17 protein-coding genes are annotated in these 18,818 nt (G+C 39.4%); 13 read left to right on the plus strand and 4 right to left on the minus strand.

Annotated elements, in window-relative coordinates:
* Positions 1 to 127: 127 nt before the first annotated feature.
* The 6 genes from FA727_RS00370 to FA727_RS00395 all read left to right on the plus strand — a co-directional run bounded on the left by FA727_RS00370 (position 128) and on the right by FA727_RS00395 (position 9,531).
* Entirely contained in the window at positions 128 to 2,023 is a 1,896-nt protein-coding gene (locus FA727_RS00370; protein WP_136828777.1) for a PrkA family serine protein kinase, read from the plus strand.
* A gap of 219 nt (positions 2,024 to 2,242) precedes the next feature.
* Entirely contained in the window at positions 2,243 to 3,415 is a 1,173-nt protein-coding gene (yhbH, locus tag FA727_RS00375) for a sporulation protein YhbH (protein WP_136828778.1), read from the plus strand.
* Positions 3,416 to 3,574: 159 nt separating this feature from the next.
* The gene (locus FA727_RS00380) at positions 3,575 to 5,341 is read left to right on the plus strand and encodes a sigma-54-dependent Fis family transcriptional regulator (RefSeq protein WP_136830971.1); all 1,767 of its coding nucleotides are present in this window, start codon (positions 3,575 to 3,577) and stop codon (positions 5,339 to 5,341) included.
* A 144-nt stretch (positions 5,342 to 5,485) separates the two neighbouring features.
* Positions 5,486 to 6,682, plus strand: a complete 1,197-nt coding sequence (locus tag FA727_RS00385; RefSeq protein WP_136828779.1) for an iron-containing alcohol dehydrogenase — start codon at positions 5,486 to 5,488, stop codon at positions 6,680 to 6,682.
* Between the two features lie 23 nt (positions 6,683 to 6,705).
* Entirely contained in the window at positions 6,706 to 8,052 is a 1,347-nt protein-coding gene (locus FA727_RS00390; protein WP_136828780.1) for a GntP family permease, read from the plus strand.
* A 21-nt stretch (positions 8,053 to 8,073) separates the two neighbouring features.
* Positions 8,074 to 9,531 (plus strand): CoA-acylating methylmalonate-semialdehyde dehydrogenase, encoded by a 1,458-nt coding sequence (locus tag FA727_RS00395; RefSeq protein ID WP_136828781.1) that lies wholly within the window; start codon positions 8,074 to 8,076, stop codon positions 9,529 to 9,531.
* Between the two features lie 42 nt (positions 9,532 to 9,573).
* On the opposite strand, the gene FA727_RS00400 is transcribed toward FA727_RS00395, so the two are convergent.
* Positions 9,574 to 11,229 carry an FAD-binding dehydrogenase gene (locus FA727_RS00400; protein WP_136828782.1) on the minus strand — a complete coding sequence of 552 codons (1,656 nt, stop codon included), beginning with the start codon at positions 11,227 to 11,229 and terminating at the stop codon, positions 9,574 to 9,576.
* A 142-nt stretch (positions 11,230 to 11,371) separates the two neighbouring features.
* Positions 11,372 to 11,497, minus strand: a complete 126-nt coding sequence (locus FA727_RS24865; RefSeq protein WP_281280825.1) for a hypothetical protein — start codon at positions 11,495 to 11,497, stop codon at positions 11,372 to 11,374.
* 120 nt (positions 11,498 to 11,617) lie between these two features.
* Between FA727_RS24865 and speD the strand changes: the two genes are divergently transcribed.
* The 5 genes from speD (at position 11,618) to FA727_RS00425 (ending at position 15,449) form a co-directional block, all read left to right on the plus strand.
* Positions 11,618 to 12,430 carry an adenosylmethionine decarboxylase gene (speD, locus tag FA727_RS00405; protein ID WP_136828783.1) on the plus strand — a complete coding sequence of 271 codons (813 nt, stop codon included), beginning with the start codon at positions 11,618 to 11,620 and terminating at the stop codon, positions 12,428 to 12,430.
* Between the two features lie 68 nt (positions 12,431 to 12,498).
* Positions 12,499 to 13,110 (plus strand): NUDIX hydrolase, encoded by a 612-nt coding sequence (locus FA727_RS00410; RefSeq protein ID WP_136828784.1) that lies wholly within the window; start codon positions 12,499 to 12,501, stop codon positions 13,108 to 13,110.
* A 329-nt stretch (positions 13,111 to 13,439) separates the two neighbouring features.
* A complete protein-coding gene (locus tag FA727_RS00415; protein WP_136828785.1) occupies positions 13,440 to 14,426 on the plus strand; it encodes a Gfo/Idh/MocA family protein in 987 nt (328 codons plus the stop codon).
* Between the two features lie 56 nt (positions 14,427 to 14,482).
* Positions 14,483 to 15,145 carry a YknW family membrane protein gene (gene yknW, locus FA727_RS00420; RefSeq protein WP_136828786.1) on the plus strand — a complete coding sequence of 221 codons (663 nt, stop codon included), beginning with the start codon at positions 14,483 to 14,485 and terminating at the stop codon, positions 15,143 to 15,145.
* Positions 15,146 to 15,263: 118 nt separating this feature from the next.
* Entirely contained in the window at positions 15,264 to 15,449 is a 186-nt protein-coding gene (locus tag FA727_RS00425) for a LysM peptidoglycan-binding domain-containing protein (protein ID WP_158318771.1), read from the plus strand.
* Between the two features lie 252 nt (positions 15,450 to 15,701).
* On the opposite strand, the gene FA727_RS00430 is transcribed toward FA727_RS00425, so the two are convergent.
* Positions 15,702 to 16,310, minus strand: coding sequence for a spore coat protein (locus tag FA727_RS00430; RefSeq protein WP_136828788.1), 609 nt, complete (start codon positions 16,308 to 16,310; stop codon positions 15,702 to 15,704).
* A 64-nt stretch (positions 16,311 to 16,374) separates the two neighbouring features.
* The gene (locus tag FA727_RS00435) at positions 16,375 to 17,004 is read right to left on the minus strand and encodes a DNA-3-methyladenine glycosylase (RefSeq protein ID WP_136828789.1); all 630 of its coding nucleotides are present in this window, start codon (positions 17,002 to 17,004) and stop codon (positions 16,375 to 16,377) included.
* Between the two features lie 71 nt (positions 17,005 to 17,075).
* Here FA727_RS00435 and proC point away from each other — a divergent pair, with 71 nt between their 5' ends.
* Together proC and FA727_RS00445 are read left to right on the plus strand one after the other, a co-directional pair.
* On the plus strand, positions 17,076 to 17,876 hold the full coding sequence (proC, locus tag FA727_RS00440) for a pyrroline-5-carboxylate reductase (protein ID WP_136828790.1): 801 nt from the start codon (positions 17,076 to 17,078) through the stop codon (positions 17,874 to 17,876).
* 15 nt (positions 17,877 to 17,891) lie between these two features.
* A complete protein-coding gene (locus FA727_RS00445) occupies positions 17,892 to 18,794 on the plus strand; it encodes an aldo/keto reductase (protein ID WP_136828791.1) in 903 nt (300 codons plus the stop codon).
* The last annotated feature ends 24 nt before the right edge of the window (positions 18,795 to 18,818 follow it).

Below are 18,818 nucleotides of genomic sequence, written 5' to 3' on the forward strand. Positions count from 1 at the left end.
ATTCTGCTTTACTCTAAAGGTTAATGAAATAGAACCATAAAACTCTCACCTTGTTTACGCATGTTCGTTTAATAGCTCGCATAGATTATATTAATCGTCTCTGATCAAGCGACAGGGGAGGGTCCTTATGGATATATTAAAAAAGATTGAGATGCAAAGATATGAAGAGGAAAAGTTAAAATGGGAAGGTACTTTTGCAGATTACCTAGAGATTATTAAAGAAAAGCCATGGGTTGCCCAATCAGCACATTCAAGAGTTTACAATATGATCAAAGATGCAGGAGTAGAAAAAATTGATGGAAAGAATCGTTATCAATTTTTCTGCAATCAGCTGTTTGGACTTGAGGAAGCGTTAGAGAAGTTAGTGGAGGAATATTTCCATCCAGCTGCTAAACGACTTGACGTTAGAAAGAGAATTCTATTGTTAATGGGGCCAGTCAGTGGTGGTAAATCGACTTTGGTGGCTATGCTAAAAAGAGGGTTAGAGGCTTATTCCCGGACAGATCGAGGAGCTATTTATGCGATTAAGGGATGCCCGATGCACGAAGACCCACTTCATTTGATTCCACATCACTTGCGGCAGGATTTTTTTGACGAATATGGAATTCGCGTTGAAGGAAATCTTTCTCCACTGAATACGATGAGGTTAGACCAGGAGTATGGAGGTCGGATTGAGGATATGATTGTGGAGAGAATTTTCTTCTCAGAGGATAAACGGGTGGGAATTGGAACCTTCAGTCCATCTGATCCAAAATCTCAAGATATTGCTGATTTAACAGGAAGCATTGATTTCTCCACAATTGCCCAATATGGTTCAGAGTCTGATCCGCGGGCTTATCGTTTTGATGGGGAATTAAACAAAGCCAATCGTGGAATGATGGAATTTCAAGAGATGCTGAAATGCGATGAGAAGTTTTTGTGGCATTTGCTTTCGTTAACGCAAGAAGGGAATTTTAAAGCAGGTAGATTTGCGCTAATTTCAGCGGATGAGCTTATAGTAGCTCATACGAATGAAACTGAGTATCGTTCCTTTATTTCAAATAAGAAAAATGAAGCATTGCATTCTCGTATTATTGTCATGCCAGTGCCTTATAATTTAAAAGCAAGTCAGGAAGAAAAAATTTATGAAAAGATGATTCGAGAAAGTGATGTGTCAGAAGTTCATATAGCTCCACATACGTTAAAAGTGGCAGCAATGTTCACCATTCTGACCCGTTTGAAGGAACCGAAAAAGGGAGACATTGATCTTGTTAAGAAAATGCGACTATACGATGGTCAAAATGTAGAGGGCTTTAACACTGCTGACCTTGAAGAATTGAAGAAGGAATACAATGATGAAGGTATGAGTGGAATTGATCCACGTTATGTCATCAATCGAATTTCATCTACGATTATTCGTAAGGAAATGACTTCGATAAATGCTCTAGATGTTTTACGCTCATTAAAAGAAGGGCTTGATCAGCATCCATCGATTACCGATGAATTAAAAGAGCGCTACTTGAATTTTATTTCTGTTGCACGCAAGGAATACGATGATATTGCGAAAAAAGAAGTCCAAAAGGCATTTGTGTATTCTTATGAAGAGTCTGCAAAAACACTAATGGATAACTATTTAGATAATGTCGAAGCGTATTGCAACAAAATTAAGCTTCGAGATCCGTTAACTGGAGAAGAAATTAATCCGGATGAAAAGTTGATGCGCTCGATCGAAGAGCAAATCGGCATCTCTGAAAATGCGAAAAAGGCGTTTCGTGAAGAAATATTAATTCGAATTTCAGCCTATGCAAGAAAAGGAAAGAGATTTGATTACAATTCGCATGATCGCTTGAGAGAAGCCATTCAGAAAAAGCTCTTTGCTGATTTGAAAGATGTTGTAAAAATCACGACTTCTACAAAAACGCCAGATGAGCAGCAGCTGAAGAAAGTGAATGAAGTTGTAGCGAGACTCATTGATGAACATGGCTATAATTCGACTTCAGCGAATGAGCTATTACGTTATGTAGGAAGTTTGTTGAATAGATAGAAAGCGGCTGGCAGAATTTCTGCCAGCCTTTTTTCATCGAGAAATCGATGTTTTTCATAGGCATACGTGCTTTTATCGTAACTAATTGTAAATTATTTCGGATCGTTGCATAGGATAGAGTAATCACCATTTTTACTTTTTTTCGTGAGACACCCGAGATATTGTATGCGAATAAGTAAAAAAGTGTGAACAATTTTATAAAAACAAGGAGGGGTTAAGATGACCGATGTTAACAATCATCAATTTGTGATTTCGAAGGAAGATTGGTCCCTCCACCGCAAAGGCCACGATGATCAGAAGCGCCACCAGGAAAAAGTCCAAGAAGCGATTCGAAACAATTTACCGGATCTTATAACAGAAGAAAATATCGTCATGTCAAACGGTCGAGAAGTGGTTAAAATACCGATACGTTCTTTGGATGAATATAAAATTCGCTACAACTATGATAAAAATAAACATGTGGGCCAAGGTGATGGAGACAGTCAAATTGGGGATGTTGTTGCTCGTGATGGATCCGGTGGCCAAAAGGGACCTGGTAAAGGTCAAGGAGCAGGAGATCAGGCTGGAGAAGATTATTTTGAAGCAGAAGTATCACTGATGGATATTCAAGAAGCGTTATTTAAAGAGTTGGAGCTTCCGAATTTGAAGAGAAAAGAACAGGATAATATTGTTGTTGAGAATATTGAATTCAATGATATTCGAAAAACAGGCTTAATGGGCAATATTGATAAGAAAAGAACCATGATGACAGCGTTTAAACGAAATGCGATGACAGGTCAGGCAAGTTTCCATCCGATTTTCCGAGAGGATTTGAAATTTAAGACGTGGAATGAAGTCATTAAACCAGAATCAAAAGCAGTTGTGCTGGCGATGATGGATACGAGTGGATCTATGGGCATATGGGAAAAGTATATGGCGCGCAGTTTCTTTTTCTGGATGACCCGATTTTTACGTACAAAATATGAAACGGTAGAAATTGAATTCATTGCCCATCATACGGAGGCAAAGGTTGTGAGTGAAGAAGACTTTTTCTCTAAAGGGGAAAGCGGAGGAACCATTTGTTCATCAGCCTACCGAAAAGCATTAGAACTTATTGAAGATAAATACAATCCGACGAGGTACAATATTTATCCATTCCATTTTTCCGATGGCGATAATTTAACCTCAGATAATGCAAGATGTGTGAAACTCGTGGAGCAGTTGATGAATGTATCAAATATGTTTGGTTATGGTGAAGTGAATCAGTATAATAGGCATTCGACCCTCATGTCCGCGTATAAAAACATCAAGCATGAAGACTTCCGATATTATATCCTCAAGCAAAAAGCCGATGTATTCCATGCCATGCGAAGCTTCTTTAAGAAGGAGCAGGAAGATAAGATGTATGCTTAAGAAAGAGAGGGATTCCTCTCTTTTTTAGTGTGTATTTTTTTATCAAAATTTTCAGAATCCTGATATGATAGAGGCAAGCCTTTAGAAATGGATATCAATCCGGAGGGGGAATGTATCTTGAATAAGAGCCTTATTAAAGGTGAACAGGTTCTACAAAGTATGGAGCTTCTCCAGGTTAAGAATTGGATGACACCGAATCCCTATTGTATTACACAAGGTGAAACGTTAAAAAAAGTAGCAGAAAAAATGGATGATCTTCGTGTAGAGAGTCTACCTGTAGTTGATAAAAATATGCATCTTCTCGGAATGATTACATTGCGAAAACTACTTTACCTTTTACTTCATGGAAGTAATAGCGAGTCCATAGTTCAAAGTACATTAACAAGAAATTTTGCTAGTATAAGTCCTGCTGATTCTATTTTGGATGTATTTACTCTTCCATATGATCAGCTCCCTGTTCTGGACGAGTACGGTGTCCTTGTTGGGATTTTAACTCGGCGAGACATTCTGGATGGTTTTTCGAAGTATATTTATCGATTAGAACAGCGTCAAAATTCTGCGGAAGCGTTAAATATCATTTTGGACAGTGCCTACGAGGGCATTGCCTTTGTTGATGAAAATGGGATTTTACAAGAGTTTAATAATGCTTACAGTCGTTTTACGGGAATAAAAAGAGAAGATGCTATAGGAAGACATGTTACGGAAGTGATTGATAATACCAATCTACATATTACTGTGAAAACCGGGATTCCTGAAAGGGGTGTCATTCAGAATATACAGGGACAGGACATGGTTGTACACCGAATTCCGATTTGGAGAAATGGAAAGGTAACGGGAGCCATTGGAATGCTCATATTTGAAGGAGTGACCGAAGTATATAAGATACATGAAAGATTACAAGAGGATCATAGAAAAGAACGATCCCAGAAAGAATCTTTAACCTTGATAAAAGAAGGAGATAGTCGAATAACGATTGACCAAATTATTGGGACAAGTGAGGAAGTCCTAAATGTGAAACGGATTGCGAGGCGTGCAGCAAGAACGGCGGCTACTGTCCTTATAACCGGAGAAAGTGGGACTGGGAAAGAAATGTTTGCTAAGAGTATACATCATTTAAGTCCATTTTCTACAGGTCCATTTATCAGTGTAAATTGTGGGGCTATTCCAGAGCAGTTATTTGAATCTGAGTTGTTTGGGTATGAAGAGGGTGCCTTTACTGGAGCTAAAAAAGGCGGAAAACCAGGAAAGTTTGAATTAGCCCAAAATGGAACGATTTTTCTAGATGAGCTTGGAGAAATGCCTCTTATGATGCAAACGAAGTTATTACGGGTTTTGCAGGAAAGAGAAGTAGAGCGAGTAGGTGGCGTTAAAAAATATCATATAAACGCAAGGATTATAGGGGCAACAAATCGTGATTTAAAAGAAATGGTGGATAAAGGAACATTCAGGGAGGATTTATTTTATCGTTTAAACATTATTCAGCTTCATATTCCTTCTCTTCGGGAACGTAAGAATGATATTCCGAGTTTAATTTCCTTTTATCTGAAGGAAGTTTGTGAAAAATATGATGTCCCATACAAATCATTAACATCCGAAGCTGTGTCTGCATTTATGAACCATCCATGGAAGGGCAATATTCGAGAAATGGTGAATACAATCGAAAGATTAGTGACCCTTGTTGAGGGAGAGACGATTGATGTACAGCATTTATCAAAAATTTTCATGAATGGAATAGAACAAGAACATGTCCTTACCAAAACAGGAACATTTTTGAGCGAAGCGAAAATGTTAGGAGACAAACGAGAAAAGGAATTGGTTCAAAATGCTCTAACAAGAGCAGGTGGAAATAAATCAAAAGCAGCTGAGATTTTGGGAATTCATCGGACGACCTTATATCAAAAGCTTAAAAAGTACGGAATACATTAGGTGTAGTGATGTCGCTACATAAACACAACACTGTAGTGTAGTGTCTACAGTGTTGGAAGATTAGAAATCCTAATAGATTGCTAGTTTGAAACTTGGCACACTTCTTGCAAATTAAATAAAGAATTTACAAAAGGGGTGGTAAAAGTGGAAAACTTCGCAGTATTTCGAACGCCTAAAACAATTTTATATGGAAGAAATGCTTTTGAAAACGTTGGAACAGAAGCCTCGCAAAGAGGAAAAAAAGCCCTAATTGTTAGTGATAAGATCATGGACAGTCTTGGGATTGTAAGCAAGTGTAGAAATCTTCTCGAAGAGCAAGGCGTACAAAGTGCAGTCTACTTAGGAATTGCTTCAGAACCAACAGACCAATATGTGTCTGAATCTTTGGAGATCCTGCAAAAAGAACAATGTGACATCGTGATATCGCTCGGTGGAGGGAGCTGTATCGATACGGCTAAAGCGATCGCTGTTCTGGCGACAAATGGAGGCTACATTGGTGACTATATGAGAGAAAGGAAAATAGCATCAAATCCCCCAGTCCCTCATATTTCAATTCCTACAACGGCGGGTACTGGTTCTGAAGCAACGGATGCCACGATTATTACGAATACAAGTTCAGATGTGAAAATGATGATCAAACAGCCTGCTTTTATGCCAGAGGTGGCCATTGTTGATCCGTTATTGACGATTTCAGCACCGAAAAATGTAACAGCTGCAACAGGAATTGATGCTCTTAGTCACGCAATTGAAGCCTATCTTTCAAGAAAATCTCATCCGATGACCGATACATTGGCAGTATCCGCGATGAAGCTTATTGTTGAGAATATTTTAACCGCTTACACAAATGGTGAAAATGAGGATGCTCGTGAAGCAATGGCATTAGGTTCTTTGCAAGCAGGAATGGCATTTTCCAATTCATCTGTTTGTCTTGTTCACGGAATGTCTAGACCAATAGGAGCCATCTTTCATGTTCCTCATGGGATATCGAACGCGATGCTATTACCGGCTGTATTAGAATTCAGTAAAGAAGCCTGTGTAGAGAGATTAGCTGATCTAGGAAGAATATTTGACCTTAATAATGAAAGCCTTTCCAGTAAGGAAGCAGCCAATATTGCCGTAAATTCGATAAAAGATCTTTGTGTCAAGATGAATATTCCAAACTTAAAAGGGTGGGGAATAGACCAAAGTACATTTGAAACTGTAGTGGATAAGATGTCGGTTGACGCTGTTGAAAGTGGCAGTCCTGCCAACAATCCGAGAATTCCAACTCATGATGAATTAGTGAAGCTTTATCATGTTTGCTATAATTATCAGTTTTCCGTGGAAGAGACGGTAAATTAAACATGGAAGAGGTGAGTTGAAAGATGGTCGGAATGCTTGGGTTAATTGCTTCCTTAATTCTATTAATCATTTTAACTATGAGAGGAATCAATATTATTATTGCCGCTATCATCAGTACCTTGTTGGTTGCTGTTACCGGAGGACTGAATCTCGAAACAGCATTAGCAGACTATTATATGACAGGGTTTACGGGATACTTTAAATCATGGTTTTTGATCTTCTTATTGGGTGCGGTATTTGGGAAAATCATGCAGGAAACACGTGCTGCTGACAGTATTGCCAATTGGGTGAAGAAAACACTTGGCCCATCACGCGCTGTATTTGCGGTTGTTGCTGCTGCGGCAATCATGACATACGGGGGAGTTAGTTTATTCGTAGTAGGGTTTGCGGTATATCCAATCGCAGTTTCTTTGTTTCGAGTCTCTAATTTACCACATCGCTTTATTCCAGCAGCATTAGTTTTTGGTTCTATTTCTTTTACGATGACAGCACCTGGTTCACCAGAAATTCAGAACCTAATTCCGACTGAGTTTTTTGGAACGAAACCAACTGCTGGAGGACTTATCGGCGTTATCATGGCCTTGATTATTATGATTGTCGGTGGAATTTTACTAGGAAGAATGGTGAAAAAAGCTGTTCAAAATGGGGAAGGATTTTCTCCACCGAATCAATTTTCAACAGCTTCTAATGAGATAGCGGCAGATGTCGAGCTAGAAATGCAAAAGCCTAGTACACCAGTAAATGCTAAGGATTATCCACATGTCATTTTTGCGATATTACCGCTAGTAGTCGTGATAGTGATGTTAAATACGATAGCTCAATTTGCCTCTTCAACTGCAGCGGCGTTACTTTCTTTGGCAAGTGGCATACTGCTAGCTTGTGTCTTTATGTTTAAGTATTTAAGAGAGTTCTGGTCATCATTAGCAAAAGGCGCTCAAGATGCATTAGTGGCCGCTGCTAATACATGTGCGGTTGTAGGTTTTGGTAGTGTTGCAGCTCAGGTTTCTGCATTTGATACGGTTGTGGATGGGTTAGTGAGTTTACCAGGACCACCACTTATGGGGTTAGCTATAGCAGTTACCCTTATTTGTGGAATAACAGGTTCTGCCTCAGGAGGATTAGGAATTGCCCTACCTATCTTAGCTCCTATATATATGGCACAAGGACTTGACCCAGGTGCGATGCATCGAATTTCAGCTCTGGCATCAGGTGGTTTGGATTCTCTTCCACATAACGGATATGTGGTGACAACGATCCGTGCAATATGTGGTGAGACCCATAAAAGGGCTTATTGGCCAGTATTTATTCTTAGCGTAGTACTACCAACGATTGTGTTGGCTCTAGCAGTCATTCTATATTCGATTTTCTAAAACAGGAAGGGGAAGGATTTCATGACAACGACAACCACAAAACTATTAAAGAACTTCATTAATGGGGTATGGATTGAGGCAAAAACGGAAAAATACGAGAGTGTTCCAAACCCTGCAACAGGAGTAGAACTTGCTCAGGTACCAATTTCAACTCGCGAGGACCTTGATGAAGCGGTGCAAGCTGCAAAAGAAGCTTTTAAAAATTGGAGTAATACACCAGTGCCTAAACGGGCTCGTATTCTATTTAAATATCAGCAATTATTAATTGATAATTGGGAAGAGTTAGCAAAACTGATCACTCACGAAAATGGAAAAAGCTACAAAGAGGCATATGGAGAAGTACAACGGGGGATTGAATGTGTAGAATTTGCTGCTGGTGCTCCATCGCTAATGATGGGAAAACAGCTTCCGGATATAGCCACAAATATCGAATCTGGCATGTATAGATATCCTGTTGGCGTAGTTGGTGGAATTACCCCATTCAACTTCCCGATGATGGTTCCTTGCTGGATGTTTCCGCTAGCAATTGCCTGCGGAAATACATTCGTGTTAAAACCTTCTGAAAGAACGCCAATTCTAGCAAATCGTTTAGCAGAGCTATTCAAAGAGGCAGGACTTCCAGATGGAGTTCTTAATATTGTCCACGGTGCTCATGATATTGTAAATGGATTATTGGATCATAAGGACGTTCCAGCTATTTCATTTGTTGGCTCTCAGCCAGTAGCTGAGTATATTTATAAATCAGCAGCAGGGAATGGAAAAAGAGTGCAAGCATTAGCAGGAGCAAAAAACCATTCGATCGTTTTGCCAGATGCTGATTTAGATGCTGCAGTAAAAGAGATTATTGGGGCCGCTTACGGATCTGCGGGTGAAAGATGTATGGCATGCTCTGTAGTTGTTGCAGTTGGAGATGTGGCTGAGCCGTTGATTGAAAAGCTAAACGAGCAAGCGGATCAAATTAAGATCGGAAACGGTCTTGAAGAAGATGTCTTTTTAGGTCCAGTGATTCGTAAAGAAAATAAGGAAAGAACGGCTAACTATATTGAAATAGGTGAACAAGAAGGAGCTGTACTTGTTCGTGATGGTCGTAATGACGAAGTATATCATAAAGAGGGCTACTTTATTGGACCGACAATTTTTGATCAAGTGAATCCTTCCATGAGAATTTGGAAAGAAGAAATTTTTGCACCTGTCCTTTCCATCGTTCGTGTGAATAGCTTAGAGGAAGCAATTGAGTTAACCAATCAGTCAGACTTCGGAAATGGTGCCTGCCTATTCACTGATAGTGGTAGTGCTGTACGATACTTTAGAGAGAATATTCAAGTGGGGATGTTAGGGGTTAATATCGGTGTCCCAGCTCCGATGGCTTTCTTTCCATTCTCTGGCTGGAAAAATTCCTTCTATGGAGACTTACATGCTAATGGAACAGATGGAGTAGAATTTTATACAAGAAGAAAGATGTTAACTGCTCGCTGGTAAGAAAATTTTGAAGGCACCCGCAATTGTGAGTGCCTTTTTACCTTAATTGACTTCTTTTGCGATAGAGCGACCAACTTGTTTTCCTGTAAACAAACAGCCCCCAACAAATGTACCTTCAAGAGAACGGTATCCATGAATGCCGCCTCCACCAAATCCAGATACCTCACCAGCGGCATATAGCCCTGATACTGGATTTCCTTCGGAGTTCAGGACACGTCCAGACAGATCAGTTTGCAAGCCTCCAAGTGTTTTTCTGCTCAAAATATTTAAGCGCACGGCAATGAGCGGCCCATTTTTAGGGTCCAAAATTTTATGTGGTTTTGCTACACGAATCAGCTTATCTCCGAGATAATTACGAGCTCCGTGCATGGCTGTAATCTGTAAATCCTTTGTGAACTTGTTGTCCATTTCACGATCGCGGGCCTGAAGTTGTCTTTCGATATGAGAGAATTCAATTAAGTTTTCACCTGAAATTTTATTCATTCCCTTAACCAGCTCTGGTAGGGTATCGGCAACAATAAAATCTTCACCATGTTCCATAAATGCTTTAACAGGAGCAGTCGGTCCAGGTGCTAATCTTGACAAAACCTTTTTAATGCTTTTTTCTGTTAAATCCGGATTTTGCTCAGAGCCAGAAAGAGCAAATTCTTTTTCAATAATTTTCTGGGTAAGAATGAACCAGGAATAATCATAGCCAGTCTTTTGAATAGCTTCGAGAGTACCAAGTGTATCGAATCCTGGAAAGTATGGTGTAGGGAATCGATTTCCCTCTGCATCTAACCAAACAGATGAAGGACCGGGTAAAATTCGAATCCCATGCTTTGGCCAAATCGGATTCCAGTTTTGTATGCCTTCAGTATAGTGCCACATCCGGTCACGGTTGACGATTCTGCCTCCAGCGTTTTCAGTGATTTCAAGCATCCTACCGTCAACATGTGCGGGAACACCTGAAATCATTTTTTTAGGTGGTTCGCCAAGTCGAGTTGGCCAATTTTTTCTAATGAGGTCGAAGTTCGCGCCAATTCCTCCACTAGAGACAAGAACAGCAGAAGCATGAAATTCAAATTCCCCAACAACCTCACGTGAGCTTGCTTCTCCACGGGCGACGTTGCTTGGGACGAGTATCGAACCTTTTACACCCACAACTGCATCATTTTCAGTGAGGAGTTCGTCGACTTGATGTCTAGGTCGGTAATCTACAAGTCCTTTGGCGATTCCTTGCCTAACCCTTTCTTCAAATGGTTTAACGAGACCAGGACCAGTTCCCCAGACGATATGGAAGCGAGGAACAGAGTTTCCATGTCCTTCAGCTAAATAGCCACCACGTTCTGCCCAACCAACTACAGGAAAGAACCTTACGCCCATTTGATGTAGCCATTCTCTTTTTTCTCCGGCTGCAAAATCAATGTAGGCTTCTGCCCATTTTCTTCCCCAATAATCCTCGTCATCTTCCCGATCAAAGCCTGCCGTCCCTAGCCAATCCTGCCAAGCCAACTCTTTTGAATCCTTGATTCCCATTCTTCTTTGCTCAGGTGAGTCGACTAAGAAAAGGCCGCCAAAAGACCACCAAGCTTGTCCACCTAATGAACTTTCGGGCTCTTGGTCTAGGAGTAGCACTTTTTTTCCTGCCTCGACTAATTCCGAGGTTGCGACCAATCCAGCAAGTCCAGCTCCCACGAAAATGACATCATATTTCAATTGTTTATCCCCCTTATTTTGACAAGAATTGCGTAATTATAATATTCACTAGATAAAGGGTTTTTTCCTGCACGTTTGTGGGTGGGTTAAGAGAAAAGGGGGAAGTGACGAAAGGACCCTAAAGAATGGGTCCCATAACACGCTATTTCTTTAAATCTTTTTTCGTACGCTCACTACGGATATTAACATCCTTGGAGAACTCAGTATCTGCTTTCTTGTTATTCGGATACTTGTTCTTACGCTCGCGATTATCGTTGCGATTTGTCATAAAATATCTCCTTTCTTGGCAAGATAATGTTATCTTGCGCAATTTATAAAATGAATAATATCCTTTTTTCCAAAAAACATAAGGATATGGGATTTTCAAAAAGATAAAGGGGATATTGTGATGAATCTTACGCCAAAGCAGATCGTCGAGTTACATGGGTTTAATAATCTTACAAAATCATTAAGTTTTAATATGTATGATATTTGCTATACGAAAACAAGGGAAGAGCGGGATGCTTATTTAGAATATATTGATGAAGTATATAACGCCGACCGACTAACGAATATCTTATCTAACGTAGCAGAGATTATTGGCGCGCATATTCTGAATGTGGCAAAACAGGATTATATTCCACAAGGTGCGAGTGTAACGATTCTTGTTTCAGAAGGACCAGTGGATGAGTCGCCTGTGGAATCATTCGAAGAATCGCCGGGACCGATTCCTGGTTCAGTCGTTGCCCAAATGGATAAAAGTCATATCACCGTACATACCTATCCTGAGTCACATCCTGATGAGGGGATAAGTACCTTCCGTGCTGATATAGATGTAGCGACATGTGGAGAAATCTCTCCGTTAAAGGCACTGAATTATTTAATTCATTCTTTTGAAACAGATGTGATGACAATTGATTATCGGGTTCGTGGTTTTACCCGTGATATCACAGGACATAAACTATTTATCGATCATGAAATTAATTCCATTCAAAACTATATCCCGGACGATGTGAAAAAGCTCTATCATATGATTGATGTTAACGTATATCAGGAGAATATTTTTCATACGAAATGTAAACTTCGAGGATTTGATTTGAATAATTATTTATTTCATCAATCAAAGGCTGATCTAACTTCAGAAGAAGAAAAGGAGATTACGGAAAAACTCGTAACCGAAATGGATGAAATTTTTTACGGGAAAAATATAACGGACGATTGAGACTACGATACTGTAGTCTTTTTCATTTAAACGATATAATAGAGAAAATAGCCTGCAGGGGGGAGAAAATGGATATCAATCATCTTAGGTCACTCCTTCAAAATCGAAAGCCTCGAATTTTAGGAAGTGAAGATTACTCGAATTATGCGGTGCTTTTACCGATAATCGAAAAAGACGATGGACTGCACGTCTTGTTTGAGGTTCGGTCCCATCAGTTAAGAAGACAACCAGGAGAAATTTGTTTTCCTGGTGGTAGGGTAGACGAGAGTGATAAAAATGAAGAACATACAGCTATTCGTGAAACTTCCGAAGAATTAGGAATTGCTGAAGAGGAGATTATCAATGTATCCCCACTCGATTATATGGTCTCATCGTTCGGCTCCATTATTTATCCCTATGTTGGATTTATTAATGAATCTGCGCATATTTCACCTAATCCAGCTGAAGTAGCTGAAGTTTTCTCTGTCCCACTCACATATCTTCAACAAACGAAACCAGAAATTTATCATATTAATTTCAAGTTAGAGCCTGAGGAAAAATTTCCTTTTCACCATATTAGAGGTGGGGAGAAGTATAAGTGGCAGATTCGACAAATGGAAGAGTACTTCTATTATTATGAAGATAAAGTGATCTGGGGACTGACCGCACGAATCTTATCTCATTTTTTAGAGATTATCTAATCTTAATTATAATTATTCTAAATAAATATTGACTTTAATATTTAAATTGGTATAATTCTAATTAAGAAAGAAATCGCACTAGGGAGATGATTCATTTGGTGAAAAAGACATGTGATACTTGCCATCAAGAAGTAATCCAGCTTAAGCACTCTAGTATATGTGCATGCGGGAGAAAGCTTTTAACAGTAATTAAATAAAGATGAGCCATGCTTTGGCCAAATTATATAGACATTTTGATAACAGTCCGATGGGGGCTGTTTTTGTTTTTTCTTCTAATTTCTAGGAAATATAGATTATAATAGAATAAATCAACGAGGGGGGAAACAAACATGATACGCTTTGGAATCATCGGAACCAATTGGATAACTGACTCATTTTTGCAGGCTGCTAGTCAGCATTCAGATTTTCAGTTAACCGCTGTTTATTCACGTACTCAGGAAAAAGCATCAGAATTTGCTGCAAAATATGGCATCGATTTAACTTTTACAAGTCTTGAAGAGATGGCTAAAAGTGATGCGATTGATGCTGTGTACATCGCAAGTCCAAACTCTTACCATGCGGACCAAGCCATTTTACTAATGGAAAATAAAAAGCATGTGTTATGTGAAAAGCCAATGGCTTCGAATGCACGTGAGCTTAGAAAAATGGTCGAGACTGCGAAGGAACATAATGTATTATTAATGGAAGCTCTAAAAACAACATTTCTTCCAAATTTCCAAGCAATTAAGAATAATATACATAAGATTGGTCAGGTAAGAAGATTTTTCGCAAGCTATTGTCAGTATTCATCTCGCTATGATGCATATAAAGAGGGCGCAATTCTAAACGCATTTAAGCCAGAGTTTTCAAACGGTTCATTGATGGATATCGGGGTATATTGCTTGTATCCGGCTGTTGCACTATTTGGGAAGCCCAAGGAAATTAAGGCGAGCGGCTTTTTACTAGAAACAGGTGTTGATGCTGAAGGAAGCTTAGTTTTGCAATACGAAGACAAGGATGTCCTTCTGATGTTCTCAAAAATCACAAATTCCTATGTTCAATCAGAAGTCCAAGGGGAAGAAGGTAGCATCGTTTTTGACAAACTAAATCCACCTGAGGATGTAAAAATTCGTTATCGTAATGGTGAAGTAGAAGATATCGCTCAAGTACAAGTTAATCATCCAATGTACTACGAAACAAATGAATTTATTGAGCTTTTACAAAACGGTAAAAGAGAATCGAGTATCAACTCATATGAAGTTTCTTTACAGGTGATGGAAATTTTAGATGAGGCAAGAAAACAAATGGGTGTCGTTTATCCAAGTGATTTAGAATGAAACCTACGATTTCCTAAAACCGTATAGAAACATATAACATGATTGGAGTTGAGTCTATGGAAATGGAAAAAAAGGATACAGGGAAGCCTTCCCTGTTAGGAATGTTTTGGAGACCAAATGAGCAGTTTGAAAAAATTAGACAAGAGCCAAAGATTTGGGGAGTTCTTTTTATTATTACTCTCGTCTATGGCCTAGCTGCTAGTTTGTCAGCGTTGACAATTAAGGCAGAGGATCTAGTTGTACCAGGTACACTTTCTCTGGAACAAGCAGAGTTAGTCTTGCCACTTACCAAAGTTACAACTGCTGTTGGCGGACTTTTCGCACCGATTTTAGGTATTTTGATTTCTACCGTTATTCATTTTATCATTGTTAAAATTGCTAGTAAGAATACAACTTTTAAACAATTATTTTCCATGAACACTTATATATTGGTCATTGGAGCTGCGGGAATCTTATTGAACAATCTAATTCAATACTTGGTTGGTCAGAATTCAGATATCTCATTCACAAGTATTGGAGGAGTATTGGGCAGTGACTCGCCTGTTCTTGCCACTTTTGAGATATTCAGTATTTGGCAGCTAATTCTAGTTGCATTTGGTCTTCATAAAGTAGGACAGCTTTCAAAAGGAGCTGCATGGACGATATCGATTGTCTTCTTTATTTTAGGTCTTGGAATGGGCTTCATTGCCGAGGCACTTCAAGGACTAACAGGTATTTAATCAAATAAAAATTGCTCTTTCCATTTCATGTGGGAGGAGCTATTTTTGTGTGCATGTCTGCGTTTATGGAAAAAATAGGCGGGTAAAGAATTTGTAAAATGTCAGGGTGGTGATTGTTGTGGAACAGTCAAGACTTGTGATAAGAGCATACAAGATTAAGAGGGGTGACACAGTCTGCTCCATCGCCCGTGAATTTAACATCTCCATTATTTCTTTATTAAAAGTCAACCAACATAAAAATCCGAAACAGCTAACGATAGGTGATACCCTTGCTGTACCGACTGAGGATTCGGATTCGGCTTAAAAGAGATTGTCTCATAAAAATAGGATAAATCCAGATGTGGAGAAGGCAATTTTTCTCGTAAACCATTCATGAGGACAACTATTTTAAGGAACCAACGAATAGTGTCCGCATGAGCTCGTCATGAAGACAACTATTGCGAGAATCCAGTGAACAATGTCCGCATGACCTATCAACAGAGAATATCTAAACAAAAAAGAGGAGCTATCCCAAGTGTGTATCTAAAAAAACACTTTTGGAATAGCCTCTTTTTCTCTATTGAAGCATAGTTCCATTTCCAGTCGCAGGTTCAAATGCATTTAGCATGTGCTGCATATCTTGTCCGCTGAATTGGGGGACTTGATAGTAGCCTTTTTTGTTTTGGTATAAAAAAAGTTCATAGGCCATTTCAATATGATTCGGGACACTGTCCGCAATTACACGACGAACGACTGGATTATTACACTCTGTAGCGGCCATTGTCATACAGCTTGAAAGGGACTTCATGCAAGACATCATCACACCAGAAACGCACTTATCACCAATTTGCGATGCCGCTTGATTTGGCTTTGTTGGCTTGCCGCCTGATAATCCAAACTGCACTTCATTTGATTGATTCATTTTATAAACAGAAGTTTGTTTCGATGGTTCCTGTCCTGTTTTAAAGGATTCGAGCAAAATATTGTATTCTTCGGTCATAAACTGTCTTTGCCTTTGGATAATATCCTTTAGCTCTTGGTCATTCGTATGTTCTTCACACATCAAGTATTCATTAAATGCCCCAACCAAACCATGTAATACTTCATGAGTAGCCATGACTTCATGTGCACCATGATTCGTTTGCCCAATTGGTTGTTGCTCATTTTGGTTAAATTGCTGTTGCATAAAAAGTACCCCCTAGAATTTTTTAAACATATTTATTATGAGGTTAGGAGGAATCATTCATGCATTATATTTCACGCTGATGTCTTGAGACAAAAGCATTTCCTTTCACCCAAAATCTGAGAGGATAATCCTTTGCTTCCCCACTATTTTCTATGCCAATTCTTTTTCCAACTGAAATACTTTCGGGGATATAACCTTCAGCAATCATCAAGGGAGGACTCAAAAAAGAGGAACCATAATCGTCCATTGTAATTCCGAGAGCTTTTGTTAATTTCCCCGGTCCATTTGTTAAATTTCTAAGCTCTGTTGTCTGCCTTCTCGTTTTCATTAAAGGAATACCGGTAAAAGGTTCAACGGCCCGAATTAAAATTGCCTGAGGCTTTTCTTTTTCACCACTCACCACATTGACCAAACAATGGGTGTGCATCTTATATGTATAAGCAATGCCTGCCTCCCCAAACATCACTTCTGTCCGTTTCGTTCTTCGGTTTTGAAAGCTATGAGCAGCTTTATCCTCAGGTCCCATATAGGCTTCCGTCTCTACGATATAGCCGGAAGCAACTCCTTCAGAAGTCTCTTTAATAAGCAAACAACCTAGAAGATTCTGAGCAAGTTCTAACGTCGATTGTTGATAAAACTCCTTTGTTTTAAGCCGGATTTGTAGTGGGTTTTCATTATTAAAAAACGTATCCATCGATTAGCCTCCTTTAATGGAGTTTCTAGTTATGTTCAAGTATAATAACAGTGTTTACTAGGAGGGAAATCATGAACGAGAAAATTGGATTTATTGGGTCCGGAAAAATGGCCCAAGCTATGATAAAAGGGATATTGTCATCTGCCACATTTGCCCCTAAACAAATTAAAGTTAGTGCAAAGTCAGATGAAACAATTAATAAGGTGAAGGAAAAGTATTCAGTCCATGCGACGAAGGATAATGAAGAAGTTGCGAAATGGGCAGATATCCTTTTCCTTGCTGTGAAGCCTGATATACATAATGAAGTTATTCAAGAAATTAGGTCGGTAATTGCGGAACATACCATTATTATAACCGTTGCTGCAGGAATTACATTGGATACCCTAGAAAGTGATTTTGGTAAAAAGATTAAAGCGGTCCGCACGATGCCGAATACGCCTTCATTTGTAGGAGAGGGAATGAGTGCGCTCAGCATAAATGATATGGTTACTTCTGATGACCTTGAACAAGTTTTAGCCATTTTCCGTTCTTTTGGAGAAGTGGAAGTGGTGGCAGAAAGATTAATGGACAGTATTCCAGCGATTAGTGGTTCTTCTCCAGCCTATGTCTATATGTTTATTGAAGCGCTTGCCGATGGTGGTGTGAAGGATGGTATTCCAAGAGAGCAAGCGTATCGTCTTGCGGCACAAGCCGTCCTCGGTGCTGCTAAAATGGTTTTAGAAACTGGCATGCATCCAGGAGAATTAAAGGACCAGGTTTGTACACCAGGTGGAGCAACAATCGAAGCTGTATCGGCACTAGAATTGAATGGATTCCGCGCATCCGTTTTACAAGCAATGGAAAGCTGTACGAAAAAGATAAAAAAACTTTAGAAGTGGGGGATTACTTTGGAAAAAATTAAGCTAACTGAGGAATTATCATTCTCACGCATGATCCACGGATTATGGAGATTGAATGATTGGAATCTTAAGGACCAAGAATTAGTAATGTTAATTGAAGAATGTCTAGACCTTGGCATTACAACCTTTGACCATGCAGATATATACGGAAATTATCAAAATGAAGCTATTTTTGGAAAGGCATTAGCATTGAAGCCTTCTCTTAGAGACAAGATGGAGATTGTGACAAAGTGCGGAATCAAGCTCCTATCCAATCAACGACCCGATCATGAGGTCAAGCATTACGATACAAGCAAAGATCATATCATTAAAAGTGCTGAGAACTCATTGAAAAATTTACAAACGGATTATGTGGATGTGCTCCTTATTCATCGTCCTGATCCGGCTATGGATCCAGAAGAGGTGGCCGAAGCATTTACGCTTTTAAAGGAACAGGGGAAAGTAAAACATTTCGGAGTTTCAAACTTTACTCCATCTCAATTTGATATGTTAAGCAGTTACTTGCCATTTCCATTGGTAACGAATCAAGTAGAAATTTCGGTGAGTCACCTGGAAACATTCCAAGATGGAACCATTGAACATTGCCTACAAAAGAGGGTAGCTCCGATGGCATGGTCACCGGTTGCCGGAGGGAAAATTTTTAACGCTACTGATGAAAAGTCCGTACGTATCAAGAAGGCATTACTCGAAGTTGGAGAAGAGCTCGGTACAAAGGAATTGGATAAGCTGATGTACGCTTGGCTACTTTATCATCCAGCGAAAATTATGCCGGTCATTGGTTCTGGAAAAATCGAGCGAATTCGCTCTGCTGTAGATGCTCTATCTATTAAAATGACTTGCCAACATTGGTACAAAATTTGGATAGCTTCCACAGGTGTGGATGTAGCATAAAAAGAAGACTTGGCATTTGCCAAG

Source organism: Robertmurraya kyonggiensis (assembly GCF_005116465.1).
GTDB lineage: Bacteria > Bacillota > Bacilli > Bacillales > Cytobacillaceae > Robertmurraya > Robertmurraya kyonggiensis.

Coding starts and splice junctions, on each gene's coding strand:
- FA727_RS00370 (WP_136828777.1), top strand. CDS start 128: ATGGATATATTAAAAAAGATTGAGATGCAAAGATATGAAGAGGAAAAG.
- yhbH (WP_136828778.1), top strand. CDS start 2,243: ATGACCGATGTTAACAATCATCAATTTGTGATTTCGAAGGAAGATTGG.
- FA727_RS00380 (WP_136830971.1), top strand. CDS start 3,575: ATGGAGCTTCTCCAGGTTAAGAATTGGATGACACCGAATCCCTATTGT.
- FA727_RS00390 (WP_136828780.1), top strand. CDS start 6,706: ATGGTCGGAATGCTTGGGTTAATTGCTTCCTTAATTCTATTAATCATT.
- FA727_RS00395 (WP_136828781.1), top strand. CDS start 8,074: ATGACAACGACAACCACAAAACTATTAAAGAACTTCATTAATGGGGTA.
- FA727_RS24865 (WP_281280825.1), bottom strand. CDS start 11,497: ATGACAAATCGCAACGATAATCGCGAGCGTAAGAACAAGTATCCGAAT.
- speD (WP_136828783.1), top strand. CDS start 11,618: ATGAATCTTACGCCAAAGCAGATCGTCGAGTTACATGGGTTTAATAAT.
- FA727_RS00410 (WP_136828784.1), top strand. CDS start 12,499: ATGGATATCAATCATCTTAGGTCACTCCTTCAAAATCGAAAGCCTCGA.
- FA727_RS00415 (WP_136828785.1), top strand. CDS start 13,440: ATGATACGCTTTGGAATCATCGGAACCAATTGGATAACTGACTCATTT.
- yknW (WP_136828786.1), top strand. CDS start 14,483: ATGGAAATGGAAAAAAAGGATACAGGGAAGCCTTCCCTGTTAGGAATG.
- FA727_RS00430 (WP_136828788.1), bottom strand. CDS start 16,310: ATGCAACAGCAATTTAACCAAAATGAGCAACAACCAATTGGGCAAACG.
- FA727_RS00435 (WP_136828789.1), bottom strand. CDS start 17,004: ATGGATACGTTTTTTAATAATGAAAACCCACTACAAATCCGGCTTAAA.
- proC (WP_136828790.1), top strand. CDS start 17,076: ATGAACGAGAAAATTGGATTTATTGGGTCCGGAAAAATGGCCCAAGCT.